24 protein-coding genes are annotated in these 24,242 nt (G+C 69.9%); 10 read left to right on the plus strand and 14 right to left on the minus strand.

The features are described 5' to 3' along the window. Positions 1-20 precede the first annotated feature (20 nt). From E9232_RS29460 to E9232_RS29495, 8 genes are all read right to left on the minus strand, one after another. The gene (locus E9232_RS29460; RefSeq protein ID WP_309800324.1) at positions 21-1,118 is read right to left on the minus strand and encodes an ABC transporter ATP-binding protein; all 1,098 of its coding nucleotides are present in this window, start codon (positions 1,116-1,118) and stop codon (positions 21-23) included. After that, on the minus strand, positions 1,115-2,167 hold the full coding sequence (locus E9232_RS29465) for an ABC transporter ATP-binding protein (protein ID WP_309800326.1): 1,053 nt from the start codon (positions 2,165-2,167) through the stop codon (positions 1,115-1,117). The genes E9232_RS29460 and E9232_RS29465 overlap by 4 nt, the downstream gene beginning before the upstream one ends. Then, complete coding sequence (locus E9232_RS29470) at positions 2,157-2,966, minus strand: FadR/GntR family transcriptional regulator (RefSeq protein WP_309800328.1); 810 nt, start codon at positions 2,964-2,966, stop codon at positions 2,157-2,159. Before E9232_RS29470 ends, E9232_RS29465 begins: the two co-directional genes overlap by 11 nt. Positions 2,967-3,320: 354 nt before the next feature. Next, the gene (locus E9232_RS29475; protein ID WP_309800330.1) at positions 3,321-4,244 is read right to left on the minus strand and encodes an aldo/keto reductase; all 924 of its coding nucleotides are present in this window, start codon (positions 4,242-4,244) and stop codon (positions 3,321-3,323) included. Positions 4,245-4,263: 19 nt separating this feature from the next. Then, positions 4,264-6,204 (minus strand): beta-galactosidase, encoded by a 1,941-nt coding sequence (locus tag E9232_RS29480; protein WP_309800332.1) that lies wholly within the window; start codon positions 6,202-6,204, stop codon positions 4,264-4,266. A 33-nt stretch (positions 6,205-6,237) separates the two neighbouring features. Next, positions 6,238-7,080, minus strand: coding sequence for a carbohydrate ABC transporter permease (locus E9232_RS29485; protein WP_309800333.1), 843 nt, complete (start codon positions 7,078-7,080; stop codon positions 6,238-6,240). A 10-nt stretch (positions 7,081-7,090) separates the two neighbouring features. Next, positions 7,091-8,044: a carbohydrate ABC transporter permease gene (locus tag E9232_RS29490; RefSeq protein WP_309800335.1), complete on the minus strand. Its 954-nt coding sequence runs from the start codon at positions 8,042-8,044 to the stop codon at positions 7,091-7,093. A gap of 4 nt (positions 8,045-8,048) precedes the next feature. After that, entirely contained in the window at positions 8,049-9,356 is a 1,308-nt protein-coding gene (locus E9232_RS29495; RefSeq protein ID WP_309800337.1) for an ABC transporter substrate-binding protein, read from the minus strand. A 161-nt stretch (positions 9,357-9,517) separates the two neighbouring features. Here E9232_RS29495 and E9232_RS29500 point away from each other — a divergent pair, with 161 nt between their 5' ends. Beyond that, positions 9,518-10,378 carry a helix-turn-helix domain-containing protein gene (locus E9232_RS29500; RefSeq protein ID WP_309800339.1) on the plus strand — a complete coding sequence of 287 codons (861 nt, stop codon included), beginning with the start codon at positions 9,518-9,520 and terminating at the stop codon, positions 10,376-10,378. A 43-nt stretch (positions 10,379-10,421) separates the two neighbouring features. Here E9232_RS29500 and E9232_RS29505 read toward each other — a convergent pair whose 3' ends face one another. Further along, on the minus strand, positions 10,422-11,186 hold the full coding sequence (locus tag E9232_RS29505) for an SDR family oxidoreductase (RefSeq protein WP_309800342.1): 765 nt from the start codon (positions 11,184-11,186) through the stop codon (positions 10,422-10,424). Positions 11,187-11,314: 128 nt separating this feature from the next. On the opposite strand from E9232_RS29505, the gene E9232_RS29510 reads away from it, so the two are divergent. Beyond that, on the plus strand, positions 11,315-12,223 hold the full coding sequence (locus E9232_RS29510; protein ID WP_309800343.1) for a LysR family transcriptional regulator: 909 nt from the start codon (positions 11,315-11,317) through the stop codon (positions 12,221-12,223). On the opposite strand, the gene E9232_RS29515 is transcribed toward E9232_RS29510, so the two are convergent. Next, on the minus strand, positions 12,224-13,138 hold the full coding sequence (locus E9232_RS29515; RefSeq protein WP_309800346.1) for a phytanoyl-CoA dioxygenase family protein: 915 nt from the start codon (positions 13,136-13,138) through the stop codon (positions 12,224-12,226). Positions 13,139-13,246: 108 nt separating this feature from the next. Further along, positions 13,247-14,038 carry a 2-keto-4-pentenoate hydratase gene (locus E9232_RS29520; protein WP_309800347.1) on the minus strand — a complete coding sequence of 264 codons (792 nt, stop codon included), beginning with the start codon at positions 14,036-14,038 and terminating at the stop codon, positions 13,247-13,249. A gap of 92 nt (positions 14,039-14,130) precedes the next feature. Here E9232_RS29520 and E9232_RS29525 point away from each other — a divergent pair, with 92 nt between their 5' ends. The 5 genes from E9232_RS29525 (at position 14,131) to E9232_RS29545 (ending at position 17,574) form a co-directional block, all read left to right on the plus strand. Further along, positions 14,131-14,832: a GntR family transcriptional regulator gene (locus E9232_RS29525; protein WP_309800349.1), complete on the plus strand. Its 702-nt coding sequence runs from the start codon at positions 14,131-14,133 to the stop codon at positions 14,830-14,832. Between the two features lie 24 nt (positions 14,833-14,856). Beyond that, entirely contained in the window at positions 14,857-15,711 is an 855-nt protein-coding gene (kduI, locus tag E9232_RS29530) for a 5-dehydro-4-deoxy-D-glucuronate isomerase (RefSeq protein WP_309800350.1), read from the plus strand. After that, positions 15,708-16,469 carry a 2-dehydro-3-deoxy-D-gluconate 5-dehydrogenase KduD gene (gene kduD, locus E9232_RS29535; protein WP_309800351.1) on the plus strand — a complete coding sequence of 254 codons (762 nt, stop codon included), beginning with the start codon at positions 15,708-15,710 and terminating at the stop codon, positions 16,467-16,469. The genes kduI and kduD overlap by 4 nt, the downstream gene beginning before the upstream one ends. 181 nt (positions 16,470-16,650) lie before the next feature. Beyond that, the gene (locus tag E9232_RS29540) at positions 16,651-17,241 is read left to right on the plus strand and encodes a phage tail protein (protein ID WP_309800352.1); all 591 of its coding nucleotides are present in this window, start codon (positions 16,651-16,653) and stop codon (positions 17,239-17,241) included. Positions 17,242-17,253: 12 nt separating this feature from the next. Continuing rightward, positions 17,254-17,574, plus strand: a complete 321-nt coding sequence (locus E9232_RS29545) for a DUF6916 family protein (RefSeq protein WP_309800353.1) — start codon at positions 17,254-17,256, stop codon at positions 17,572-17,574. On the opposite strand, the gene E9232_RS29550 is transcribed toward E9232_RS29545, so the two are convergent. Both E9232_RS29550 and E9232_RS29555 read right to left on the minus strand, forming a co-directional pair. Then, positions 17,571-18,083 carry a hypothetical protein gene (locus tag E9232_RS29550; protein ID WP_309800354.1) on the minus strand — a complete coding sequence of 171 codons (513 nt, stop codon included), beginning with the start codon at positions 18,081-18,083 and terminating at the stop codon, positions 17,571-17,573. The two genes, E9232_RS29545 and E9232_RS29550, sit on opposite strands and share 4 nt — an antisense overlap. Continuing rightward, a complete protein-coding gene (locus E9232_RS29555; protein ID WP_309800355.1) occupies positions 18,080-18,886 on the minus strand; it encodes a 6-phosphogluconolactonase in 807 nt (268 codons plus the stop codon). Before E9232_RS29555 ends, E9232_RS29550 begins: the two co-directional genes overlap by 4 nt. Before the next feature lie 230 nt (positions 18,887-19,116). Here E9232_RS29555 and E9232_RS29560 point away from each other — a divergent pair, with 230 nt between their 5' ends. Next, positions 19,117-20,166 (plus strand): aldo/keto reductase, encoded by a 1,050-nt coding sequence (locus tag E9232_RS29560; protein ID WP_309800356.1) that lies wholly within the window; start codon positions 19,117-19,119, stop codon positions 20,164-20,166. Between the two features lie 111 nt (positions 20,167-20,277). Here the strand turns inward: E9232_RS29560 and E9232_RS29565 are convergent, their stop codons facing one another. Continuing rightward, positions 20,278-21,489: an MFS transporter gene (locus E9232_RS29565; protein ID WP_309800357.1), complete on the minus strand. Its 1,212-nt coding sequence runs from the start codon at positions 21,487-21,489 to the stop codon at positions 20,278-20,280. A 112-nt stretch (positions 21,490-21,601) separates the two neighbouring features. Between E9232_RS29565 and E9232_RS29570 the strand changes: the two genes are divergently transcribed. Together E9232_RS29570 and E9232_RS29575 are read left to right on the plus strand one after the other, a co-directional pair. After that, positions 21,602-22,207 (plus strand): TetR/AcrR family transcriptional regulator, encoded by a 606-nt coding sequence (locus E9232_RS29570; RefSeq protein WP_309800358.1) that lies wholly within the window; start codon positions 21,602-21,604, stop codon positions 22,205-22,207. A gap of 299 nt (positions 22,208-22,506) precedes the next feature. Next, positions 22,507-24,216: a calcium-binding protein gene (locus E9232_RS29575; protein WP_309800359.1), complete on the plus strand. Its 1,710-nt coding sequence runs from the start codon at positions 22,507-22,509 to the stop codon at positions 24,214-24,216. Positions 24,217-24,242 lie beyond the last annotated feature (26 nt).

Consider the following 24,242-nt stretch of genomic DNA (forward strand, 5'->3'; position numbering starts at 1 on the left):
TGAGCCTCCTTTCGGGTTTCTTATGGGTGGACCGCCGCGGCATCCTTCTGCCGGGCGCGATAGAGCGACAGCCGGGCCGCCAGGTTGGGCGGCGTCGGCGGCGCGACCAGGGCGCCGGACCCGGCATCCTGGATCTCGCGCCAGAAATGGCAGGCGACGGTGCGGCCGGGCGCGGCCTCCTCCACCGGCGGCCGGGCCTCGGAGCACAGCGGCCTGGCATGCGGGCAGCGGGTGTGGAAGCGGCAGCCGGGCGGTGGCGCGGTCGGGCTGGGCACGTCGCCCTGCAGCAGCGTCTTGGCCTGGCGCCCGGCCGGGCTGGGCACCGGGATCGCCTTCATCAGCGCCTGGGTGTAGGGGTGCAGCGGCGCGTCGAACAGCGCGTCGACCGGCGCCTGCTCGACGATCTCGCCGAGATACATCACCGCCACCCGGTCGCTCATGTGGCGGATCACGGCCAAGTCGTGGGCCACGATCACCAGGGTCAGGCCGAAGCGCTCCTTCAGCTCCTCCAGCAGGTTGATCACCTGGGCCTGGATCGAGACGTCCAGCGCCGACACCGGCTCGTCGCCGACGATCAGCACCGGCTTCCCGGCCAGCGCCCGGGCGATGCCGATGCGCTGGCGCTGGCCGCCGGAGAATTCATGGGGATAGCGCCCGGCATGGTCCGGCAGCAGGCCGACGATGCGCAGCAGCTCCGCCACCCGCTCGCGCCGCTCGGCCCGGCCGGCCAGGCGGTGCAGCCAGATCGGCTCGCCGATGATGTCGCCGACGGTCATGCGCGGGTTGAGCGAGGCGTAGGGGTCCTGGAAGATGATCTGCAGCTCGCGCCGCAGCCCCCGCATCTCCGTCGCCGACAGCGCCATCAGGCTGCGGCCGCGATAGACCACGTCGCCCGCGGTCGGCTCGATCAGCCGCAGCAGCAGCCGGCCCAGGGTGGACTTGCCGCAGCCGGATTCGCCGACCACGGCGAAGGTCTCGCCCGGCCGGATCGCCAGCGACACGCCGTCGACCGCATGCACCAGCGGCGACCCGCCCAGCAGGCTGTGGCCGCCGCCGAAGCGCTTGACCAGGGCCTTTGCTTCCAGGAGGGGCGCGTCGGTCGTGATGGCGTCGCTCATGCCGGGCCTCCGGCGTGCAGTTCCAGCGGGGCGAACCAGCAGGCGGCGCGGTGGTCGGGCCCGACCAGCTGGGCGGGCGGCGCCTCGGCGGTGCAGCGTGGTGCTGCGAAGGGGCAGCGCGGGGCGAAGCGGCAGCCCGCCGGCATGCGGTCGGCCGGCGGCACCGTGCCGGGGATGGTGGCCAGCCGCCCGGCGCGCCGGCCCAGCGAGGGCACCGACCCCATCAGCCCGATGGTGTAGGGGTGCTGCGGGTCCGCGAAGATGGCGTCGACCGGGCCGGATTCGACGATGCGGCCGGCATACATCACCGCCACCTGGTCGGCGACCTCCGCCACCACGCCCAGGTCGTGGGTGATCAGGATCATGGCGGTGCCGGTCTCGTCCTGCAGCCGCCGCACCAGCGCCAGGATCTGCGCCTGGATGGTGACATCAAGGGCGGTGGTCGGCTCGTCGGCGATCAGCAGCTGCGGGTCGTTGGCCAGCGACATCGCGATCATGGCGCGCTGGCGCATGCCGCCCGACAGCTGGTGCGGATAGGCGTCCAGCCGCTTCTCCGGCGCCGGGATGCGCACCCGGCGCAGCATCTCCAGCGCCAGGCTGCGCGCCTCGGCCTTGCCCATCGCCCGGTGGCGGCGGATGCCTTCGGCGATCTGGTTGCCGATGGTGAAGGCCGGGTTCAGGCTGGTCATCGGCTCCTGGAAGATCATCGCCATGCGGCTGCCGCGGATGTCGGCGCGCTGCCGGTCGGTCAGGCGGAACAGGTCGCGCCCCTCGAACATGGCGGTGCCGGAGGTGATCTGCGCCACCGGCGGCAGCAGGCCCATCAGCCCCAGCGCGGTGATGCTCTTGCCGCAGCCGGATTCGCCGACGATGCACAGGGTCTCGCCGCGGGCGACCGAGAGGGAGACGCCGTCGACCAGGTTGCGGCCGCTGGAGACGCCGGACAGGCTCAGACCGAAATTCTCGACCGCCAGGACCACCTCGCGGGCCGGTGCCGCATCGGGGGTGGCGGCCATCGGGGTCGGGGCGATACCGATGTCAGAGGCCATCGCCCGCCTCCACGGCTGTCGCTTCGGCATGAGTGGCGGTGCGGCCTTGGGCCGCGTCGTGCGGCGCCGGTTCGCCATTCATCGCCGCCTCGAGATTGGCATGCAGTGCCAGCAGATGGCGCCGCATCGCCGCCTCGGCGCCGGCGCCGTCATGCCGCGCGATCGCGGCCACGATATCGGCATGCTGGCTGGTGTAGGCGCGCAGCCGGATGCGGTTGCGCGCCGCCTCGCGCAGCCGGCGCCAGGACGGCGACTGGCGGATCCGGTCGATGCAGTCGAACAGGGCCAGCAAGAGGCCGTTGCCGGCGGTCTCGGCGATGTGGCGGTGGAAGGCGCTGTCCCACAGCTCGTGCCCGTCGCCATCCGCCGTGGCCGCGGTCTTGCGCTCGATCCGCTGCAGCGCGGCGACAGCTTCGGGGGTGGACCGCATTGCCGCCATCCGGGCGAGCGCCGGCTCGATCTGCAGCCGCGCCTCCATCACCTCCAGCGGGCTGGTGCGGTCGGCCAGCGACGCGATCAGATGCGGCTGCACCGCGGGGCGACGGCCGGCGAAGGTGCCCTTGCCCTGATGGCGCCAGATGCTGCCCTCGGCCTCCAGCACCTCCAGCGCCCGGCGCACCGCGCGGCGGCCGACCCCGATCTTGGCAGCCAGGTCGCGCTCGGTCGGCAGCTGCCATTCGGCGCGGTCGCCCTCGGCGTCCAGCAGGGCGCGCAGCCGCTCCAGCGCGACGCTGGAGTTCGACACGCCCCGCGGCGCGGGGTTGGGGTCGATCGAGCTGGGTGAAACCAAGTCAGCCATTGGTCTCCCAATGGCTGCATCCGCCGTCCCGATTCCGGGCCATGCGCCGTTCCCCTGTTGATGCTTAAGGCGCCGGCCGGCCGGTCCTGAGGACCGATCCTTGCGCACGGCGCCGCTGGTCGTTGCCGACAGCCAAGCGCAAAGGGAACCAATTTGCAAATGGTTTCCTGGGTGGTCGCGCAGGTGCGTAGGTTGGGTTCGCGTGCCGCGAACCCAACCTACGCATCGCGTATCCCCCCAAATGTCATGCCACGGCTTGACCGTGGCATCCAGGGGCGGCCAGAGCGGCTCTTGGTGGCCCCTGGATTGCCCGGTCAAGCCGGGCAATGACAGATGAGGAAGGTCGGCTTGGCCCTACAGCGTGTCCCGGCGCAAATCCAGCCAGTCGCGCTCGGCCTCGGTCAGATCGGCGGACAGGCCTTCGATGTTGCGCCGGCTCTCCTCGATCGAGCGCGGGCCGGACAGGGCGAAGGTGGCGAAGGGCTGCGACAGCACCCAGGCCATGGCGATCTGCACCGGGTTGGTGCCCTTGGCCGCGGCCAGGGCGATGGCGCGGCGGCGGCGCTCGAAATTGTCCTCGGCGTGCCAGGCCCGCACCATCTCGGCATCGTCGCGCAGGCCGGGGTCGCCGCGCTCGGTGAAGAAGCCGCGCGCGGTCGAGGACCAGGCGAACAGCGCCGTGCCGCTGTCCTCCAGATGGCGCAGCCACTCCGGGTCGCGGGCCGAGACGCAGCCGGCCCAGACCGGTTCGACCATGCGGGCCAGGGCCAGGTTGTTGCTCAGCACCGTGAAGCCGGTCTTGCCGGTGCGCTTCGCATAGTCATTGGCCGCCCGGAAACGCTCCAGGCTCCAGTTCGAGCCGCCGAACACGCCGATCCGTCCCTCGCGGTGCAGCGCGTCGAGCACGTCGACGAACTCGCCGACCGGCACCTCGAGGTTGTCGCGGTGCAGGAAGTAGATGTCGACGCGGTCGGTGCGCAGCGCCTCGAGGCTCTGCTCCAGCTGGCTCCGCGCGGCCTCCGGCGTGCAGTTCGGAGTGTGCGCACCCTTGCCGATCAGGACGATGCGGTCGCGCACACCGCTTTTCGTGAGGTACTCGCCGAACAGCGTCTCGCAGCCGCCGCGCATGTAGACCCGGGCGGTGTCGAAGCAGTTGCCGCCGCGCTCGATGTAGTCGTCGAACAGGGGCGCCGCCCGGGTCAGGTCGTCCTGGTTGTCGACGCCCATCACCATCCGGGCCACCGGCGTCGCGACGCCGGGGATCGTGCCGTAGATCATCCTGTTTCCCCCTGGCCTCTCACTCGGCCCGCCAGCAGGCCACGCCCTGCGGCGGCACCACCGGTCCGCCCAGCAGGTAGCGCCCGGCATCCTGCACCGGCGCCGCCCAGTCGGCATCGCCGTAGTTGAAGCCGAAGGTCAGGCCGCCGCGGCGGCGCAGGCGCACCCCCTCCGGCAGCTCCACCACCTCAAGCCCGGCGCGGTGCAGCAGGTCGGCCATCGCGCCGTGCAGCAGCTCCGCGTCCGGCCAGCCGGCGAGGTAGAAGCGCCTGCCGTCGCCGACCAGGGCCGGTTCGCCGTCGGCGTAGCGGGCCAGCACCGGCAGGTCGGTCTCCAGCCATTCGCGCCAGCGCCGGACATGGCCCGACAGGCCGGCGCCCTCGACCGGCTCGGCCAGGTTCGGGCGCAGCGACGCGACCTGGGTGACCTTCAGCGCCAGCAACTCCTGCAGCGGCCCCGGCGGCAGCTCGTCGGGGATGCGGAAGTCGCGGGTCTTGGCGCCGCTGCGCGGACCGAACAGGGTGACGGCGTCGGTCGCGGCGAAGGCATGGCGCGCCGCCTCCGACACATGCGCCAGCGACGGCACCACCACCGCCTTGTAGCCGGCCAGCGAAGCGCCGGGGCGGACGATGTCGACATCCAGGCCCAGGCGCCGGATCGCCTCGTACCAGCGGAACACCAGGTCGGTGTAGCGGAAGTCGCGGCCCTGCGGCTGGATCCGGGTGATCCAGGCGGTCTCGTAGTCGAACACCAGCGCCACCGGGGCCGCGGCCGAGGCGGGCAGGGCGCCGATGCGGGCCAGCTCCGCCCCGACCTCCGTCGCCTCCTCGCCGCCCGGCGACAGCTTGCGGTCGGGCCGGTTCAGCCCGGCATGCATCTGCTCCTGCGCGTAGGGGCATTGCCGCCAGCGGAAATAGCTGACGACCTCGGCGCCATGGGCCAGCGCCTCCCAGCTCCACAGCCGGACCATGCCGGGCTTGGGCACCGGATTCCAGGCGGCCCAGTTCACCGGGCCGGGCTGCTGCTCCATCACCCACCAGCGGCCGCGGCCGACCGCGCGGTACAGGTCATGGTTGAACGGCGCCAAGTCGGGATGCGAGGTGCGGGCCCAGCGCGCCCGCTCGTCGTCGTCGGCCGCGATCTTCTCCAGCGTGCCCAGCGGGTAGCTGTCCCAGGACGCGACGTCGAGGTCCTCGCCCAGCGGCCAGTGGTCGAAATCCTGGAAGAAGCCCATGAAGTTGTGGGTGACGAAGCGCCCCGGCGAATGCTTGCGGATGATCTCGACCTGCATCCGGTTGTAGGCGGCGACCTGGTCCGAGGCGAAGCGCCAGTAGTCCAGCCGCGCCGCCGGGTTGGTCTCGGTCACCGCCGCCACCGGCGCCTCGATCTCGCCGAAGCCGGCCACCTCCATCGACCAGAACACGTTGCCCCAGGCCTGGTTCAGCGCGTCCGGCGTCTGGTAGCGGCGGCGCAGCCAGTCGCGGAAGGCGGCGACGTCCTCCGGCCCGTAGGACAGCACGGTGTCGTGGCAGCCGAACTCGTTGTCGGTCTGCCAGCCGGCGACCGCGTCATGGCCGCCGTAACGCCGCGCCACCGCCTCGGTGATGCGGGCGCTCTCGCGCAACCAGGTCCGGCTCGAGAAGCTGGTGTGGCGGCGCGAGCCGAAGCCGCGGACCCGGCCGTCCTCGTCCACCGGCAGGATGTCCGGGTGCTTGTCGACCAGCCATTTCGGCGGCGTCGCCGTCGGCGTGCACATCACCACCTTCAGCCCGGCGGCGCCCAGCGTGTCGATCGCCCGGTCCAGCCAGCCCCAGTCGAACCGCCCCGGCTCCGGCTCGATCCGCGACCAGGCGAATTCGGCGATGCGGACGAAGCTGATGCCGACCTCGCGCATGCGGCGGGCGTCGTCCGCCCACCAGTCTTCGGGCCAATGTTCCGGGTAGTAGCAGACGCCGAGCATGACACAGCCTCGTCAGGAGCGAAGGGTGGGGCGCTACTTCACCGCGCCGGCGGTGATGCCGGCGACGAAATAGCGCTGCAGGAAGATGAAGACTACGATCATCGGCAGGGTCAGCAGCGTGGCCCCGACCATCAAGGCGCCCCAGGGCACGACGTTGAGGCCGATCAGGCTGCCCAGCGCCACCGGCGCGGTGCGGGCCCCCGACTCGGTCGCGACCAGCAACGGCCACAGATAGTTGTTCCAGGAGGCCAGGAACAGGATGATCGCCAGCGCCGCCATGCTGGGCCGCACCAGCGGCAGGGCGATGGAGAAGAAGATCCGGCCCTCGCGCGCGCCGTCGATGCGGGCGGCGTCCAGCAGCTCCTGCGGCAGCGACAGGAAGGTCTGGCGCATGAACAGCACGCCGATCGAATGGCACAGCGGCGGCACGATCACCGCGATCCAGGTGTTGGACAGCGCCAGGTCGCGCGCCACCAGCACGTATTGCGGCACGATCAGCACGGCATAGGGCACGGTCAGGGTCGCGACCAGCAGGCTGAAGGCCACCTGCTTGCCGATGAATTTGAACCGGGCGAAGGCGTAGCCGGCCATGCTGGTCAAGAGCAGCGACAGCGCCGCCGAGACGGTGGCGATGCCGATCGAGTTCAGCATCGCCCGGCCGAAATTGGCCGTGTCGTCGAGGAAGGCCCAGTTCTCGAGGAAGTTGCCGCCGGGGGTCAGCGGCAGATCCGGCGAGAAGATGGCGTAGTCCGGCAGGGTGGCGAACACGCCCATCAGGTAGAGCGGCGCCAGCCACAGAAGGGCCACGGGCGCCAGGCCGCCGGTGAGCAGCCAGCTGCCCCAGCGCCGGCGCGATCCGATGGTGCGGAGCATCATCGTTGCCTCCTCAGGCCTGCTTGCCGCGGGTGAGCACCAGGTTGAGCGCCGCCAGCACCGCCGCCATGCCCGCGATGGTGTAGGCGATCGCCGCGGCATAGCCGAAGTTCATGCTGACGAAACCCTGCTTGTACAGGTAGGTGCCGAGGGTCTCGGCGCCGCCGCCCGGCCCGCCGCGGTCGGTGATCAGCCAGGGCTCGGTGAACAGCTGCGTGGTGCCGATCACCGACAGCACCAGGCAGAAGATCAGGATCGGCTTCAGCAGCGGCAGGGTGATGCGGAAGAAGCGGTCGAACGGGGTGGCACCGTCGATCGCCGCCGCCTCGTACAGGTCGCGCGGGATCGACTGCAGCCCGGCCAGCAGGATGATGGCGTTGTAGCCGGTCCAGCGCCAGGTCATCGCCACCATGACGGTGGACAGCATCGCGTTCGGGTCCTGCAGCCATTCGACGGTGGGCAGGCCGAGCGCCGCGAAGGCGTGGTTGACGGCGCCGAACTGGCCGTTGAACAGCACCCGGAACACCGCGGAATAGGCCGCGTCGCTGACCACCACCGGGGCGAAGAAGGCGAAGCGGTAGATCGGCCGCAGCTTCAGCAGCGGCGAGTTCAGGGCCACGGCCAGCAACGTCGCGAGTGTCAGCATCACCGGCACCTGGATCGCCATGATGGTCAGCGTGTTTCCCAGCGCCGCGTGGAAGGCGCGGTCGACCCACAACCGCCGCCAGTTGACCGCGAGGTTCCAGCCCCAGGGATTGACCCGCGTGTTCTGCAGCGACAGCAGTGCCGAATCGATGATCGGCCAGCACCAGAACACGGCGAAGACCAGGAAATAGGGCAACAGGAACCAGTACGGCGCCAGTGCGTGCCGCCGGCGCCGCCACCCGCCCCGGATATCCAATGGAACGGCGGCTGAGGCCCCGGGTGTCCGCGGGGCCTGGATGCCGGCTCGGGTGGCGGTTCCCATCACGTCACTCGGCGACGGGAAGGCCGGTCGCGGCGGAGATCTGCTCGGCCGCCTCGTCCAGGGTCTCCTTGGCCGATTTGCCGTTGCCCTTCATGTAGGCCAGCAGGATGCCGTCGGCGATGCCGTCGGCCTCGGCGAAATATTGGGTGCCGCGCGCCGGCTTGATCTGCGACAGGGTGGCCAGCACCACCTCCCAGACCTTCTGGCCGCCCCAGTAGGGCTGGGGCTGCTGGATGTAGGGATCGTTGATCGCCTCCGGCAGGGTCGGCACCAGGCCCGAGGCCTTGAGCTGGGTGATCTGGCTGTCCGGCCGGCCGAGCGCGAAGTTGATGAAGGCCAGGGCCGCCTGCGGGTTCTTCGAGGAGGCCGGGATGGCGAGGGACGAGCCGCCGATATTGGCGGCGCGGTTGCCGCCGGCGGCGAAGGCGGGCAGTTGGAAGACGCCCCATTTGCCGCTCAGCTCCGGCGCGTTGCCGCGGACCGAGCCCTCGTACCAGGCGCCGTAGACCGAACTGGCCAGCCGGTTGGCCTTGATCGCCTGCAGGCTGCCGTCCCAGCCGGCGTTGAGGAACAGGTCGGCGTCGGAGATCTTCTTCACCGTCTCCAGCGCCTGGACGCAGCCGGCCTGATTGACCGTGACATTCTCGCCGGTCTCGTCGAAATAGGCGCAGCCGGCCTGGTTGGCCAGGATACGGAACCAGGTCGTGCTGATCGAATCGGTGTTGTTCGAGACGAACTTCACGTCGGGGCCGGCCTTGGCCTGCACCGCCTTGCCGGCGGCGATGAAATCGTCCCAGGTCGCGATCTTGGCCGGGTCGACGCCCGCGGCCTCGTACATGTCGCGGCGGTAGAACACCACGGCCGGGCCGGAATCCCAGGGCATGGCGTAGATCTTGTCGCCGACGGTCAGCTCCGTGAGCTTGAACTTGGGGAACTTGGCGAGGAGGTCGGCCTCCTTCGGGTCCAGCGTCTTCAGGTCTGCGAAGCAATCCGGGAAGCGGGCCCAGAACACCGAGGATTCATGGTTCTCGACCGAATAGACGTCCGGCATGTTGACGCCGCCGGCCGAGCAGCCGGCCAGGCCGCGGTCGTAGACCGGCTGGTTGCCCAGATCCTCGACCGTCACCTTGACGTTCGGATAAGCCTTGTTGAAGTCGGGGACCACGGATTTCAGGGCCGTCGCCGCGACATTCCAGCTCCAGACCGTGATCTCGCCCTTCAGGTCCGATTGCGCCAGCGCCGGCCCGGCCGCGGCCAGCCCCAGCGCGACGGTGCCGATGAGAATTCCGGCGATCCTGCCGAAGCCACTCATGATCTCCTCCCTCGTGTCTCGTTGGGACGAACGGGCCCGCGGGCGGAAGGTCGAACCCTCTCCGCGGGGCTTATCGCCATGTTGCGCAGGGAGTATGAATCCGATATTTCCGCATGTCGTCCGGATAAGTGGCAGATTGTTCCTGGATCCTAAGGCATCCGATGAGCCGAACCGCGACCGCACGCATACCCAGGCTTCCGGGCCTGTCGGAACGCATCGTCAGCGCCGACGCGCGGCGGCAGGTCCTGGTCATGCGCCACGCCCACCAGCACAGCCAGATCGAGCTGAACTACATGCTCGAAGGCGCCATGACCTACCTGTTCAACGGCCGCCGGGTGACGATCGGGGCCGGCGATTTCGTGTTCTTCTGGGGCGCCATCCCGCACCAGGCGATCGAGGTCTCGAGCCCGGCCAGCTTCGTCTGCCTGTACCTGCCGATCGAGATGTTCCTGAGCGCGGCCCTGGGGTCGCGGCTGAAGAGCGCCGTGCTCGGCGGCGGCATGATCGGCGACCAGGCGGCGCTGCCCTTCGACGCGGCGCAGTTCCAGCACTGGCACGCGGAGCTGCGCCGGGGCGACGATGCGATCACGGCGCTGGTGCGCCAGGAGATCGAGCAGCGGCTGCGGCGCAGCGACCTGTGCGGCTGGCAGGTGCTGTCCGACACCAGCGACGCCGGCGCCCGGGGTGACGGCCGGCACGAGAAGGTCTGGGCGATGGCGGGCTTCATCGCGGCGCGGGCGACCGAGCCGATCGCGGTGGCCGATGTGGCGGCGTCGGTCTGCCTGCATCCGAACTACGCCATGGCGATCTTCCGCGACAGCCTGGGCATGACCATCGGCGGCTACATCACCCGCCAGCGCCTCTATGTCGCCCAGGCGCTGCTGCTCTCGACCGACACCGACATCGTCTCGATCGCCTTCGAGGCGGGCTTCGGCTCCGCCTCCCGCTTCTACGAGGCCTTCAGCCGGCACTTCGCGATGCCGCCCCGGCAGTTCCGCATCACCCATCGCGGGGCGGGGTGAGGGTCGGGACGCCGGTCCCGCCCCTCACCCCGCCGCCTCCGGCTCAGCCCCGGGCGATCGAGATGCCGCCATCGACCAGCGACGCGGTGCCGGTGACGAAGGACGAATCGTCGGAGGCCAAGTACAGCACCGACCGGGCGATCTCCTCCGGCGTGCCGACGCGCTTCAGGGCATGCAGGCTGCTCAGATGCTCGCGCGCCTCCGGCGTGCCGTTCGCCGTGCGGTACATGTCGGTGTCGACCGCGCCGGGCAGCACCGCGTTGACGCGCACGGCCTGCGGGCCGAATTCGGCGGCCAGCGCCTGGGTCAGGCCGATCAGCCCGGATTTGCTGGCGGCATAGGCGGCGACGCCGGGGAAGGAGAAGGTGTGGCCGACGAAGGTCGAGGTGAAGATCACCGACCCGCCGCCCCGCTTCACCATCTCGGCGATCTGGTGCTTGGCGCCCAGGAAGGCGCCGGTCAGGTTGATGGCGACGGTGTCGCTCCACCCGGCCTCGGACACGCCGGTGCTGGCGCCCATCTCGCCCAGCGTGCCGGCGTTGTTGAAGGCGACGTCGAGTCGGCCGAAGCGCTCCACCGCCAGCGCCACCAGCGCCTTGGCGTAGTCTTCGGAGCGGACGTCGCCGGCCAGCGCCACGGCCTGGCCGCCTGCGGCCGCGATCTCCGCGACCAGGGTCGCCAGCTCGGCGTCGCGGCGGGCGCCGACCACGACCTTGGCGCCTTCGGCGGCGAACAGCCTGGCGGTGGCGCGGCCGATGCCGGCGCTGGCGCCGGTGACGATCGCGACCTTGGTTTCGAGACGATTCATTTCCGGATCTCCTGTGGTCAGGGCGGGCCCGCGGCTCGCTGTCGTCCGAAACATATGCAACAGGAAACCTGGGAGGAAGGCAGGGATCATGCTAGCATCATTCAGCTTTCCTGAATGATGAAACGTGAATGGACCGGCTGCGCGCCTATGAGGTGTTTGTCGCGGTGGTGGCGAAGGGCAGCTTCACCCGTGCCGCCGAAACGCTCGACACCTCGCCGGCCAATGTCACCCGCTACGTCAACGAGCTGGAGGCGCATCTCGCCACCCGCCTGCTCAACCGCAGCTCGCGCCGGCTGTCGCTGACCGAGGCGGGCGAGGCGCTGGTCGAACGGGCCCGGGGGATTCTCGACGAGGTGGCGGAGACGGAGGCGATCGCCTCCTCCGCCGCGCTCAGCCCGCGCGGCCGGCTGCGCCTCAACGCGCCGCTCAGCTTCGGCATGCTGCACCTGGCGCCGCTGTGGCCGCGCTTCCTGGCGCGCTACCCGGAGATCGAGCTGGATGTCGACCTGATCGACCGTGTCGTCGACCTGGTGGGCGAGGGCTACGATTTGGCGGTCCGGATTTCGCGGGTCGGGTCGCAGGCCCTGGTGGGCCGCAAGCTCGCCGCCTCGCGCAACATCGTCTGCGCCTCGCCCGACTACATCGCCCGCCGCGGCGCGCCCGCGGTCCCGGCCGACCTCCTGGGCCACGACTGCGTCGGCTACAGCGGCGCCGCCACGGCCGACGAATGGCACCTGGTCGACGGCTCCGGCCGGCCGCATGCGGTGAAGGTGCCCTGCGTCATGCACAGCAACAACGGCGACACCGTCCGCGCCGCGGCGCTGGCGGGGCTCGGCGTCATCTGGCAGCCGACCTTCCTGATCGGCGACGACCTGCGTCAGGGCCGGCTGATACCGCTGCTGCCGGGCCACCGCATGCCCGACATCGACGTGCTTGCGGTCTATCCCAGCCGCCGGCACCTCAGCGCCAAAGTCCGGGTGATGGTCGACTTCCTGGCCGAGGCCTTCCGCGGCATCCCGCCCTGGGACCGCGCCTGATCACAGCCCGTCATCGGTGGCCCAGTGCCGGCCCCAGCGCGGGTCGGCCTCGTCGCGCACGTCCTGGAAGCGGATGTCGGCCGACAGGCGCATGATTCCGTCCGGGTCGTCGTTGCGGGTCGCGGCGTGGATCATGTAGGGGCTGTGCAGCACCACGTCGCCGGCAGTGTAGTCGGCGGCCAGCCAGCGCGTGGCGAAGCGCTCCGCCATCTCGGGCAGGTTCTTCGAGATCCAGCCGGTCTCGGTCATGTTGCGGTTGTAGGCGCTGATCCGCTCCTCCGGCGACAGCTCCGCATTCTTCAGCGCGAACTCCGCCTCCATGGTGCGGCCCAGCCGGTGCGAGCCTTCGAGGTAGAGCAGCCCGCCCATCCGCACCGGCACGTCGCCGATCGGGATCCAGGCCGTGACCAGCCGATCGGTGCCGGCGCGCAGATAGATCAGGTCGTAATGCGCCCCGGTGGCAGCCGGGTCGCCTGGCCGGGTGAAGCGCAGGATCTTGCGCTTGTGCAGGGTGCTCATGCCGCCGATCAGCCGGTCGATGAAGCGCCACAGCTCCGGCGTCAGGCAGAAGGATTCGAAGGCGGCCGACCGCACCAGCTCCATCATCCGGCTGCGGGAGGCGGCGTCGGATGGGCGGTCGGAGGCGCGGCCTTCCACCGGATCGGAGCCGGCGGCGAGCAGGCCGAACTCGGCGAACTGCGCGAAGACGTGGCGACGGAATTCCAGCACCGCCGGGCGCGGCAGCAGCGATTTGAGCCAGAGATAGCCGTCGGCCTCGTAGCGCGCCCGCAGGGTTGCGAGGTCGTCGCCCGGGTCGCTCGGCGTCAGCCAACCCAGCCGCGCCGGGCCGCAATCCAGGTCATGGCCGTTCGACGTCAGTGCCGTCGGCAGGGGGGCCGCGATATCGGGCAGCATCGCCGATGTCCTCATGGTGGATCATCGGGACGCAGTATGGATCCTGGCGGCCGCGCTGTCTTCGCGTCCCAGCAGGTCGTCTTCCGGGATTCTCGGGTCCCGGCGGCCTCAGCCGCCGACCGCGGTCATCAGCGTCTCGACCACGCCCACGCCGTCGAACTCGGCGTGGGCCCGGGCGCCCGGCACCACGTCGTGCACGCCGGTGGTCATGCCGGTCGACACCCAGCTGCCGACCGGCAGCGACCGGCCACGCCGGGCGAGGTGCTCGACCAGGAAGGCGAGGGCGGCGAAGGGGCCGCCGGCGACGCGGGCGGCGCTGCCCTCGCCGATCACCGCGCCGTCCACCCGCATCCGCACGGTCCAGCCCGAGGGCGGCTTGCTGTCCCAATCCGCGATCTCGGGCCCGATCACCATGCCGGCGTTGTTGCCGAAATCGCTGGCCACGGCGCCGGGCCCCAGGTCGTTCAGGATCGCCAGCGGGCTGCCCGCGATCTCCATCCCGACATGGACCGCGTCGACGAAGGGCCGCAGCTCCTCGGCGCTCCAGGCTCTAGCTTCCGCCGGCAGGTCGCGGCCGATGCGCAGCAGGAATTCGGCTTCGACCGCGCCGAAGCCGCCGGGGATCACCGGGGTCTCGACCGGCCCGTGGCGGGCGTCGCGGACGTTGCGGGCGAAGATCGGCCCGGCCAGGCGCGGCGCGTCGTAGCGCGGCCGCCAGGTCTCGGCGATGCCGGCCACCTTCCAGCCGATGATGGTGTCGGGCCACAGTCCGATCGCCTCCTCCTGCACCGCATAGGCGGTCGGCAGGTCGGGCGGCAGCGTGCCGGGATATTCGGGCAGGGCGCGGCCGGCGCGGCGCGCCTCGGTGAAGGCAATGGCCAGATCGCGGGGCGCACTCATCGACGGCTCCATCCCAGGCAGGTCGTTGGATTCTTGTGTATGGTAGTATGGCTTGCTATGCAAGGCGGACAACCTGAGGTCCTGGAACCCGCGTGAATCTCGACCCCGCCCACAGCTTCGAATCCGCCGCACACCGGCTGGAGCGCGAACTGCGCCGCGCCATCATGGCGCTGGAGCTGGCGCCCGGGGCAAGGCTGTCGGAGCAGGAGATCGCGCAGCGCTACGGCGTGTCGCGCCAGCCGGTGCGCGAGGCGTTGATCGCCCTGGCCCGGTCCCGTCTGGTCGAGATCCAGCCCCAGCGCGGCACCGTGGTGGTGAAGCTGTCGGTGCGCCGGATGATGGAGGCGCGGTTCGTCCGCGAATCGGTCGAGGTCGCGGTGGTGCGGCGCGCCTGCGACGGCTTCGACCGCGCCAGCCGCGAGCGCATCGACGACCTGCTCGACGCCCAGGACCGGGTGGCGGCGCGCGGCAGCCACCACGACTTCCAGCGCTATGACGAGCTGTTCCACATCGCCCTGGCCGAGGGCGCGGGCTGCGGCATGGCCTGGGTGGCGGTCGCCGACCTGAAGTCGCACATGGACCGCATCTGCACCCTGACACTGCCGGGCGGCGACGCCATGGCGCCGCTGGTCGCCCAGCACCGGGACATCATGGCGGCGGTCGACGCCCGAGACGCCGATGGGGCGGAGCGGGCGATGCGGCACCACCTGACCGAGATCCTGCGCGCCCTGCCGCGGATCGAGGCCGACCACCCCGAACTGTTCGATGACCCCGCTGTGGGCCGGACACGCTAGACGAATGCGCGAGAAGGACAGGCGATGACGGCAAGCAACACCCCGACCACCCGACAGGCGGTGCATTACGAACAGGCCGAGATGCTGGACGGCGAGGATCTGCGCCGGCATTTCCTGATCGAGCAGCTGATGGTGCCGGGCCAGTTGACGGCCACTTACACCCACTACGACCGGGTGCTGGTGATGGGCGCCGTGCCGACCGACGCGCCGCTGACGGTCGGCGAGGACCTGGCCAAGCTGGTCGGCAGCGCCACGCTGCTGGAGCGTCGCGAGCTCGGCCTGATCAATGTCGGCGGTCCCGGCCGGGTCACGGCCGACGGCACGGCGTTCGAGGTCGGGTCGCAGGATGCCCTCTATCTCGGCCGCGGCATCGCCTCGGTGGCCTTCGCCAGCGTCGATCCGGCCAATCCGGCGAAGTTCTACATCAACTCGTCGCCGGCCCATGCCGTCCACCCGTCGCGGCTGATCACCAAGGCCCAGGCGATCGTCAAGGAGCTGGGGGCGCCCGAGACCTGCAACCGCCGCACCTTGTACCAGTACCTGCACCCCGAGGTGCTGCCGACCTGCCAGCTGCTGATGGGCCTGACCCGCCTGGCCACCGGCAGCGCCTGGAACACCATGCCGGCGCACACCCATGACCGCCGGATGGAGGCGTATTTCTACTTCGAGCTGCCGGCCGACGCAGTGGTGATGCATTTCATGGGCCGGCCGGAGGCGACCCGCCACCTGGTGATCCGCAACGAGCAGGTGGTGCTGTCACCGCCCTGGTCGATCCATTGCGGCGCCGGCACCTCGGCCTATGCCTTCATCTGGAGCATGGCCGGCGACAACCAGGCCTTCACCGACATGGACTTCGTCGCCATGGGCGACCTGCTGTGACGGCGAAGCCGTTCGACCTCACCGGCCAGGTCGCGCTGGTCACCGGTGCGCGCACCGGCCTCGGCCAGGGCCTCGCTCTGGCCCTGGCAGAGGCCGGGGCCGACATCGCCGGCCTCGGCTCCCGCCCGATGCCGGAGACGGCGGAGCGGGTGGCCGGCGCCGGCCGACGGTTTGTCGAGATCGTTCGCGATCTCGAAGACTCCTCAGGGCTCGACGCCGTGGTCGGCGACATCGTCGCCCGGCTCGGCCGCATCGACATCCTGGTCAACAACGCCGGCATCATCCGCCGCGCCGACCTGCTGGAGTTCAGCGAGGCCGACTGGGACGCGGTGATGACCGTGAACCTGAAGAGCGCCTTCTTCCTGACCCAAGCGGTGGCCCGCCACATGGTCGGGCAGGGGATCCAGGGCCGGATCATCCAGGTCGCCTCGGTGCTGTCCTTCCAGGGCGGCATCCGGGTGCCGTCCTACACCGCGGCCAAGCACGGCCTGGCCGGGCTGACCAAGGCGCTGGCGAACGAGCTGGCGCCCAAGGGCATCACCGTCAACGCCATCGCACCGGGCTACATGGACACCGACAACACCGAGGCGCTGCGCGCCGACCCGGTGCGGACCCGGCAGATCCTCGACCGCATCCCGGTCGGGCGCTGGGGCCTGCCGCAGGATCTGGCGACAGCGGCGCTGTTCTTCGCCTCGCCCCACAGCGGCTACGTCACCGGCACGATCCTGCCGGTCGACGGCGGCTGGCTGGCGCGCTGAACTTTGCTCTTGGCTTGGCGCCGCTTCATGACATAATGCAGCGTTTGTATCTGACTGCTTATTATTATATTTCGCTTTGAGTTGCCTTTGTAATCGCCGATCCGCCGCCCGGTTTCGGGCGGTCGGAGCCGGTCTCAGCACTGTCGTTTTTTCGATCCGCATTTTTCATGGAGCATTTGAAATGGAAGCCTATCTCGCCACCATCATGGGCTGGGCCCCGAACTTCGCGCCGCGCGGCTGGGCGTTCTGCTGGGGCCAGATCCTGTCGATCGCCCAGAACACCGCCCTGTTCAGCCTGCTCGGCACCACCTATGGCGGCAACGGCCAGACCACCTTCCAGCTGCCCAACCTGGCCAGCCGGTTCCCGATCGGCGCTGGCCAGGGCCCAGGCCTCAGCACCTATGTCCTCGGCCAGGTCGGCGGCACCGAGAACACGACGCTGACCAACAACAACCTGCCGTCCCACAACCACCCGGCCGGCACACTTGCTTCACAGCTGACCGCCACGAGCAACGTGGGCGGCACCAGCCAGTCGGCGCCCACCGCCACCTCGATCCTCGGCTCGGCGAACTTCCCCGACCCGAACACCGGCGGCACGACGGACGTCAACAGCTACGCGCCGAGCGGCACCACCCCGACCGTCAGCATCCCGGCTCCGGTCGCAGGTGCGACCGGCCTGGCCGGCAACAACCAGCCGTTCTCGATCCTGCCGCCCTACCTGGCGATCAACTGGATCATCGCGCTCGAAGGCATCTTCCCGCCGCGCAACTGAGGAGCGACCCCGATGCTTGCCGAACTCAGCTTCGACGACTTCAAGGATCATCGCGGCGGCACCTTCGTGGTCGAAGGCACGGGCGGCAGGGTGGAGGCCACGCTGGTCGCCGCCCGGCTGTCGCCCTATGCGTCGCCCGGCCTGCTGCGGCGCCATCCGTTCGCGATCCTGTTCACGGCGCCGGCGGCGTCCGATCTCGGGCCGCAGGTCTACAACATCCGGCATCCCGAGAAGGGGTTGATGGAGGGCGTCTTCATCAACCCGGTGGTGCCGGCGGCCGCCGACATCGCGCAGGCGAAGGACATCCGCTTCTACGAGGCGGTGTTCAACTAGCAGCCTGATCGGTCTATCGCGGCAAGCACACGGTCCTTCAGGGCATCGAGGCCTCGGGCGAGGTCGCGATGCTCCTGGACCAGCGCCGCGATCGACCGCTCACCGTCGACGGTCCCGGCCGTCCCGGTCCGAACCGCATCGGCCAGCCGCGTCTCCGCGGCATAGCGGCGGTGGTCCAGCGTGCCCAGCGCCGCGTCCAGCCGGATCCAATCCTCCAGCAGGGTTTCCAGCGCCGCCGCGTCGGCGCCATCGCGCGCCTGCAGCGCCTCAATGGCCTGGCGCAGCGGCAGCCGCGCGGCACTGTGGCTGCAGGCCAGCTGGGTGCCGCGCCGCATGGCCGAACACAGCGCCGGGCGGGCATAGCCGTCCGGTTCGACCGCATGTGGCAGCGGCTGTCCCGCCGCATCCCGCGGCACCGACTCATGCACCATGCCGCAGGCCACCGCGCGCGACGCCAGGATCAGCGCCCGCAGCCGGGCCAGCTCGGCAGCGTCGGACGCGCCGGTCATGAGGCCTCCTGCGCCGCGGCGGCGTCGAGATGGATCTCGGGGTGGCGGCATCGGTGCAGGATGGTGGCCGGCCAGTCCGGCTCGAAGTCCCGGCTTTCCAGCAGGCGCTGCACCGCCTGCCGCTTGTGGCTGCCATGGAGGATCATCAGCGCTGCGCGCGACAGGCCGGCGATGGTGCCCAGGCCGACGGTCAGGCCCCAGCGCGGCACCTCGGCGATGGCGGCGAAATCGGGGAAGGTCTCCATGTTGTCGCGGCGGGTCTCTTCCGCCAGCCTGACGATGCCGGACCCGCCCTCGGCCGGGCTGCCTGGCGGGTTGAAGGCGACATGCCCGTCGCTGGCGCCGCTGGCCAGCAGGAACAGGTCGATGCCGCCGGCCTCCTGGATGCGCCGGTCATAGGCCTCCGGCCGCCTCGGGTCGGGGAACCAGATGGCGGCGGCGGGCACCTGTCGCGGCCCCGGCAGCTTCGCGTTCAGCACCGCCCGGATGTCCTGCTCGGCGAAGCGGCGGCAGCTGAAATGCGCCCGGGGATCGCAGGGCACCGGGCCGTCGGGCCCGTCGACCATGTATTCGTCCATCATCACCACGACCAGGCGCGACAGGTCGAACCGGGTCATGCCGGCCAGGGCGCCCAGCGCCGCATAGACCGGCTTGGCCGACCGGCCGCTGGGGCAGCCCAGCAGATAGGGCCGGTTCTCCTCGGCCGCACGCTCGATCCCGCCCAGGATTCGCTGGGCGATGGCGCGGCCCAGCGCCTCGGGCGTGGCGTGGACGGTGACCGGGATGGCGATGGTGGAGCGCATGGCGGCGGGTGCTGGGGCGGGACCGATGCCGCCAGTGTGGCCGGCTTGCCCCCGGCGGCGCAATCGCGCCGTCCGGCACCCGGCGGCGCAACCGCGCCGTCCGCACCCGGCGGCGCAACCACACCGGCCTATTCAGCGCCATCGCTGCTGAATGCGATCACATCTTTCCGTTGGAACGCTGAAACCGACGGGTCTAGGACTGGGGCATCCCGACAGCGAGAGGCGTCGCCATGGAATACCGGCAGCTCGGCCGTTCCGGCCTGAAGATCTCCACCATCACCCTCGGCACCATGACCATGGGCGGGAAGGGCAACTTCTCGAAGGTCGGCAATGTCGGCCTGGACGAGGCGCGGCGCCAGATCGACCTGTGCCTCGATGCCGGCGTCAACCTGATCGACACGGCGGACGTCTACTCCACCGGCGCGTCGGAGGAGATCATCGGCGAGGCCCTGGGCGGCAAGCGCAAGGCCGGCGTGCTGATCGCCACCAAGGCGCGCTTCCCGATGGGCGACGGGCCGAACGACCGCGGCCTGTCGCGCCACCACCTGATCGAGGCCTGCGAGGCCAGCCTGAAGCGGCTGAAGACCGACGTGATCGACCTCTACCAGGTCCATCAGTGGGACGGGCTGACCCCGCTGGAGGAGACGATCGACGCGCTCGACAGCCTCGTGCGCCAGGGCAAGGTCCGCTACATCGGCGCCTCGAACTTCTCCGGCTGGCACCTGATGAAGGCGCTGGCCGTCAGCGACCGCACCCTGCGCCAGCGCTTCGTCAGCCAGCAGATCCACTACACGCTGGAGGCGCGCGAGGCGGAGTACGAGCTGGTGCCGGTGTCGATCGACCAGGGCCTCGGCATCCTGGTGTGGAGCCCGCTGGCCGGCGGCCTGCTCTCGGGCAAGCACCGCCGCGGCCAGTCGCCGGAAGGCACCCGCCAGCTCGCCGGCTGGGGCGAGCCGCCGATCCGCGACGAGGACCGGCTGTGGGCCATCGTCGACGTGCTGGTGGCGATCGCCGAGGCGCGCGGCGTCTCCGGCGCCCAGGTGGCGCTGGCCTGGCTGCTCGGCCGCGCGGCGGTGACCTCGGTGATCATCGGCGGGCGCACCGAGGCGCAGCTGAAGGACAATCTCGGCGCCGCCGGGCTGGTGTTGACGGCGGAGGAACGGCAGCGCCTCGACCAGGTCAGCGCACCGCCGGTGCTGTACCCCTACTGGCACCAGCTGCGCACCGCCAAGGACCGGCTGGGCGCAGCCGACCTCTCCCTGCTGGGGCCGCATCTGTAATCTGGAACGGCATTACCGCGTAGGTTGGGTTCGCGGTCTGCGAACCCAACATCGCACCGTCCGGGCCACTGCTGGGTTCGCAAGAGCGAACCCAGCCGACGTCGCCGGCGGTCAGGCGACCGCCTGCCGGGCCGCCGCGGTCCGCGCCTCGCCGCGCAGCCAGCGCTGGCCGAACAGGGCGATGGCCAGGGCCAGCGCGCCCGAGGCCAGCGACACCAGGAAGCCGCTCTGGGCGCCGTAGGTGTCGATCACCCAGCCCGAGACCGAGGATCCGAAGGCCACGCCGATGCCGATGCCGGTCATCGCCCAGGTGATGCCCTCGGTCAGCTGCGATGGCGGCACCAGCCGCTCGATCAGCCCCATCGCGGTGATGATGGTGGGCGACACCGCGGCGCCGGCCAGGAACAGGACCGCGGCCAGCACCGGGATGCTGTCGACCACCAGCAGGGGCAGCGTGGTCAGCGCCGCCAGGCCGATCGCCAGGACGAACTGCCCGGCCAGCGACACCCGCAGCTTCAGCGTGCCGAAGACCAGGCCGGCGATCAGCGACCCGGCGGCATAACTGGCCAGGACCAGGCTGGCCGCGGCCTTCTGGCCCTGCGCCTCGGCAAAGGCGATGGCGGTGACCTCGGCGGTGCCGAAGATCGCGCCGATCGCCGCCAGGGTCAGCACGATGATGCGCAGTGACCCCAGGCGGATGACGGTGGTGCCCCGTCCGGCCTCGGCCGCATGCACCGGCGGTTCGGTCGACCGCTGCGCCGCGAACAGCAGCGCGCCGGCGGCCAGCAGCAGCGCGGCGGCCAGCGGCCCGGCCTCCGGGAACAGGGCGACGCTGAGGCCGATCGCGAGGACCGGCCCGGTCATGTAGATCACCTCGTCGACCACCGATTCGAAGGCGAAGGCGGCGTGCAGCTGCGGCGTGTCGCGGTACAGCTTGGTCCAGCGTGCCCGCACCATCGCCGATATGGCCGGCATCGCCCCGGCCACCATGGCGAACAGGAACAGGGTCCAGTCCGGCGCGCCGGTGCGGGCGGCCAGCATCAGCGCGGCCAGCGCCGCGACGCTGACGGCGCTGGCGGGCAGCAGCACGCGGGCCTGGCCGTAGCGGTCGACCAGCCGCGAGACCCGCGGCGCGATCAGGGCATTGGCCAGGGCGAAGGTGGCGGCCACGCCGCCGGCCAGCCAGTATTCGCCGCGGGTCTGCGACAGCATGGTGACGATGCCGAGCGTGATCATGGCCTGCGGCAGCCGGGCGACGAACCCCGTGGCGGAGAACGCCTTGGCCCCGGGGGCCTGGAAGATCTCGCGGTATGGGTTGGGCATCACGGGCTCCTCGAAGTCCATCATAGCTGACATACGCGGCGTATGTGAGATGACATAGTTGCATACGCAGCGTATGTCAATTAACATACGAAGCGTATGTGAAAGAGGAACCATGGTCCGCAAGCCCCGCAGCGAGATGATCGCCGAAACCCGCGCCAAGCTGGTGCGCGCCGGCCGCCACGCCTTCGGCACGGTCGGCTATGCCGACGCCGCGATGGACGACTTCACCGCCGCGGCCGGCCTGACCCGGGGCGCGCTGTACCATCATTTCGGCGACAAGAAGGGGCTGCTGCAGGCGGTGGTCGCCGAGATCGACGCCGAGATGGGCGCGCGGCTGCACCAGGTCTCGGACCGGGCCGACACCCCGTGGCGCGGCTTCGTGGCGGAATGCACGGCCTATCTCGAGATGGCGCTGGAGCCCGAGATCCAGCGCATCGTGCTGCGCGACGGCCCCTCGGTGCTGGGCGACCCCTCGACCTGGCCCGGCCAGAGCGAATGCATCCGCTCGATGGCGGACACGCTGCGGCGGCTGGCGGCGGACGGGGTGATCGTCGCGGTCGACCCGGAGGCGACGGCGCGCCTGGTCAACGGCGCCATGCTGCACGCCGCTTTGTGGATCGCCAACGCCCCGGACCCGGAGGCCACGGCGCGCAAGGCGGTGGCGGCGTTCGACGCGTTGCTGGAGGGGCTGCTGGTGGCCGGGCGGCGGCCGGAGTGACGATCTGGGATGAGAGGCCATCCAACCGGTGAGCGCTGCAATTCCGGCGAGTTCACGGCATATGAGTCTGAAACGCCATAATTGTTCGGCTTGCCGAGGGTTCGGGAATCGCACTAGCTTCTATCGAGGCACATTAACGATTTAATCTTAGTAAATTCAGAAAACTTGCGCTCGATCATATTCTTGATTGGAAAATTTTCGGTTTCTGAGAAGAGATTATTCGTCCTGGGAGTGTTCTCTGAGACCTATCTTCGATTTTGAAGTAATATTCGTACATAATCGGCAACGAGGGGGCGTCGATGGCTATTGTTTTTTCCAAAAGTAGTGATGGGGGCGGGCTTCCAGATCAGATCAATTCGACTCTAGAGTCTTTCGATCACGCTGGCGCAAGCCTGGTGGATTATATCGGCACGGCAGGGGACGATGTTCTCGCCGGAGACGCAGGAAATAACTACCTTATCGGCCTGGGTGGCAACGATCATCTCTCCGGCAATGGCGGCTCCGACATCCTCAGCGGAGGGTTGGGAAACGATGTCCTCGATGGCGGTGACGGCCTTGATGCCGGTGACTGGAGCGATTCCATCGTCGGGGTGGAAATTGATCTCTCGACTGGGATCTGCCTGGGTGGCACTGCTGCGGGCGATCAATTGACCAGCATCGAGGGCGCCATCGGTTCTAACCATGACGATCAGATATCCGGTGATGGCGGTGGCAACTTCCTGGAAGGCGGGCAGGGTGCCGACAGCCTCTTCGGCCAGGGCAACGATGATGAACTCTTCGGCGACCAGGGCGCCGACCACCTCTACGGCGGCAGCGGGAATGACACGCTCGCGGGTGGCGAAGATGCAGACACGCTCGACGGCGGCGATGGTTTCGACATCGCCGACTACCGCTACTCCGAGATCAGGGTGTATGTCGATCTGGAGGCTGAGAAATACCTCGGCGGAGATGCCGTCGGCGATCGGCTCATTGGCATCGAAGGCGTCACCGGCACGGACTTCAACGACTGGTTGGCCAGTGCCGTGGCGGGCAGCCGTCTCGAAGGCGGCCTGGGTTCCGACTACCTGATCGGCAGAGTCGGCGCCGATGTGCTGCTCGGCGGCAAGGGCGCGGACCATCTCTACGGCAGCAGCGGCAACGACATGCTGGAGGGGGGCGCGGGGGGCGACACGCTCGACGGCGGCGGCAACGTCGACACGGCCTCCTACGCCGGATCAGGCGCGGGCGTGAGGATCACCCTGGCGGATGGCGTCTGCCATTTCGGCGATGCCGAGTACGACACGCTCGTGTCTATCGAGAACCTCGTCGGCTCCGCCTTCGACGACGTGATGGGCGGCAGTGCCGTCGACAACCGGTTCGATGGCGGCGCCGGCAATGACGGCCTCTATGGCAGCTCCGGGAACGATGTGCTGAATGGCGGGGCAGGGGCCGATGTGCTCAACGGGGGCGGCAACATCGACGCGGCCTCCTATGGAGGGTCGGCTGCTTTCGTGACGGTCAGCCTGGCGGATGGCCTCGGCCACCATGGCGACGCCGAGGGCGACATGCTCGTGCTCATCGAAAACCTCGTCGGGTCGGGTCACGACGATGTGCTGGGCGGCAATGCCGGCGCCAACGCATTGTCGGGCGCGGCAGGCAATGACGCGCTGACGGGGGGCGCCGGCGGCGACCGGCTGACCGGTGGCGCCGGCAACGACCGCTTCATCTATCTGGCGATCGGCGACAGCACCGTGGCCGCGTCGACCAAGGACGTGATCGCCGACTTCACCGTAGGCGACAAGATCGACCTGTCGGCGATCGACGCCGACGGCAGTGCCGGCAACGGCAACACCGCCTTCCACTTCAGCACCGCGACCGGGCCGCTGACCGGCCAGGCCGGGGAATTGCGGGTGGTGCTGATCGGCGCGGTGCAGCTGGTCTGTGCCGACACCAATGGCGACCGGCAGCTCGATTTCGCGATCAACGTCATCGCCGGCCACAGCCTGACAGCCGCGGATTTCGTGCTGTAAGGACCGGACCGACGGCCTCTCCGCAG

Source organism: Inquilinus ginsengisoli (genome assembly GCF_031453975.1).
Lineage (GTDB): Bacteria > Pseudomonadota > Alphaproteobacteria > DSM-16000 > Inquilinaceae > Inquilinus > Inquilinus ginsengisoli_A.

Excerpts from the sequence above, each read along its gene's own strand:
- E9232_RS29460 (WP_309800324.1), bottom strand. The coding sequence starts at position 1,118 with ATGAGCGACGCCATCACGACCGACGCGCCCCTCCTGGAAGCAAAGGCC.
- E9232_RS29465 (WP_309800326.1), bottom strand. The coding sequence starts at position 2,167 with ATGGCCTCTGACATCGGTATCGCCCCGACCCCGATGGCCGCCACCCCC.
- E9232_RS29470 (WP_309800328.1), bottom strand. The coding sequence starts at position 2,966 with ATGGCTGACTTGGTTTCACCCAGCTCGATCGACCCCAACCCCGCGCCG.
- E9232_RS29475 (WP_309800330.1), bottom strand. The coding sequence starts at position 4,244 with ATGATCTACGGCACGATCCCCGGCGTCGCGACGCCGGTGGCCCGGATG.
- E9232_RS29480 (WP_309800332.1), bottom strand. The coding sequence starts at position 6,204 with ATGCTCGGCGTCTGCTACTACCCGGAACATTGGCCCGAAGACTGGTGG.
- E9232_RS29485 (WP_309800333.1), bottom strand. The coding sequence starts at position 7,080 with ATGATGCTCCGCACCATCGGATCGCGCCGGCGCTGGGGCAGCTGGCTG.
- E9232_RS29490 (WP_309800335.1), bottom strand. The coding sequence starts at position 8,044 with ATGGGAACCGCCACCCGAGCCGGCATCCAGGCCCCGCGGACACCCGGG.
- E9232_RS29495 (WP_309800337.1), bottom strand. The coding sequence starts at position 9,356 with ATGAGTGGCTTCGGCAGGATCGCCGGAATTCTCATCGGCACCGTCGCG.
- E9232_RS29500 (WP_309800339.1), top strand. The coding sequence starts at position 9,518 with ATGAGCCGAACCGCGACCGCACGCATACCCAGGCTTCCGGGCCTGTCG.
- E9232_RS29505 (WP_309800342.1), bottom strand. The coding sequence starts at position 11,186 with ATGAATCGTCTCGAAACCAAGGTCGCGATCGTCACCGGCGCCAGCGCC.
- E9232_RS29510 (WP_309800343.1), top strand. The coding sequence starts at position 11,315 with ATGGACCGGCTGCGCGCCTATGAGGTGTTTGTCGCGGTGGTGGCGAAG.
- E9232_RS29515 (WP_309800346.1), bottom strand. The coding sequence starts at position 13,138 with ATGCTGCCCGATATCGCGGCCCCCCTGCCGACGGCACTGACGTCGAAC.
- E9232_RS29520 (WP_309800347.1), bottom strand. The coding sequence starts at position 14,038 with ATGAGTGCGCCCCGCGATCTGGCCATTGCCTTCACCGAGGCGCGCCGC.
- kduI (WP_309800350.1), top strand. The coding sequence starts at position 14,857 with ATGACGGCAAGCAACACCCCGACCACCCGACAGGCGGTGCATTACGAA.
- E9232_RS29540 (WP_309800352.1), top strand. The coding sequence starts at position 16,651 with ATGGAAGCCTATCTCGCCACCATCATGGGCTGGGCCCCGAACTTCGCG.
- E9232_RS29545 (WP_309800353.1), top strand. The coding sequence starts at position 17,254 with ATGCTTGCCGAACTCAGCTTCGACGACTTCAAGGATCATCGCGGCGGC.
- E9232_RS29550 (WP_309800354.1), bottom strand. The coding sequence starts at position 18,083 with ATGACCGGCGCGTCCGACGCTGCCGAGCTGGCCCGGCTGCGGGCGCTG.
- E9232_RS29555 (WP_309800355.1), bottom strand. The coding sequence starts at position 18,886 with ATGCGCTCCACCATCGCCATCCCGGTCACCGTCCACGCCACGCCCGAG.
- E9232_RS29560 (WP_309800356.1), top strand. The coding sequence starts at position 19,117 with ATGGAATACCGGCAGCTCGGCCGTTCCGGCCTGAAGATCTCCACCATC.
- E9232_RS29565 (WP_309800357.1), bottom strand. The coding sequence starts at position 21,489 with ATGCCCAACCCATACCGCGAGATCTTCCAGGCCCCCGGGGCCAAGGCG.
- E9232_RS29570 (WP_309800358.1), top strand. The coding sequence starts at position 21,602 with ATGGTCCGCAAGCCCCGCAGCGAGATGATCGCCGAAACCCGCGCCAAG.
- E9232_RS29575 (WP_309800359.1), top strand. The coding sequence starts at position 22,507 with ATGGCTATTGTTTTTTCCAAAAGTAGTGATGGGGGCGGGCTTCCAGAT.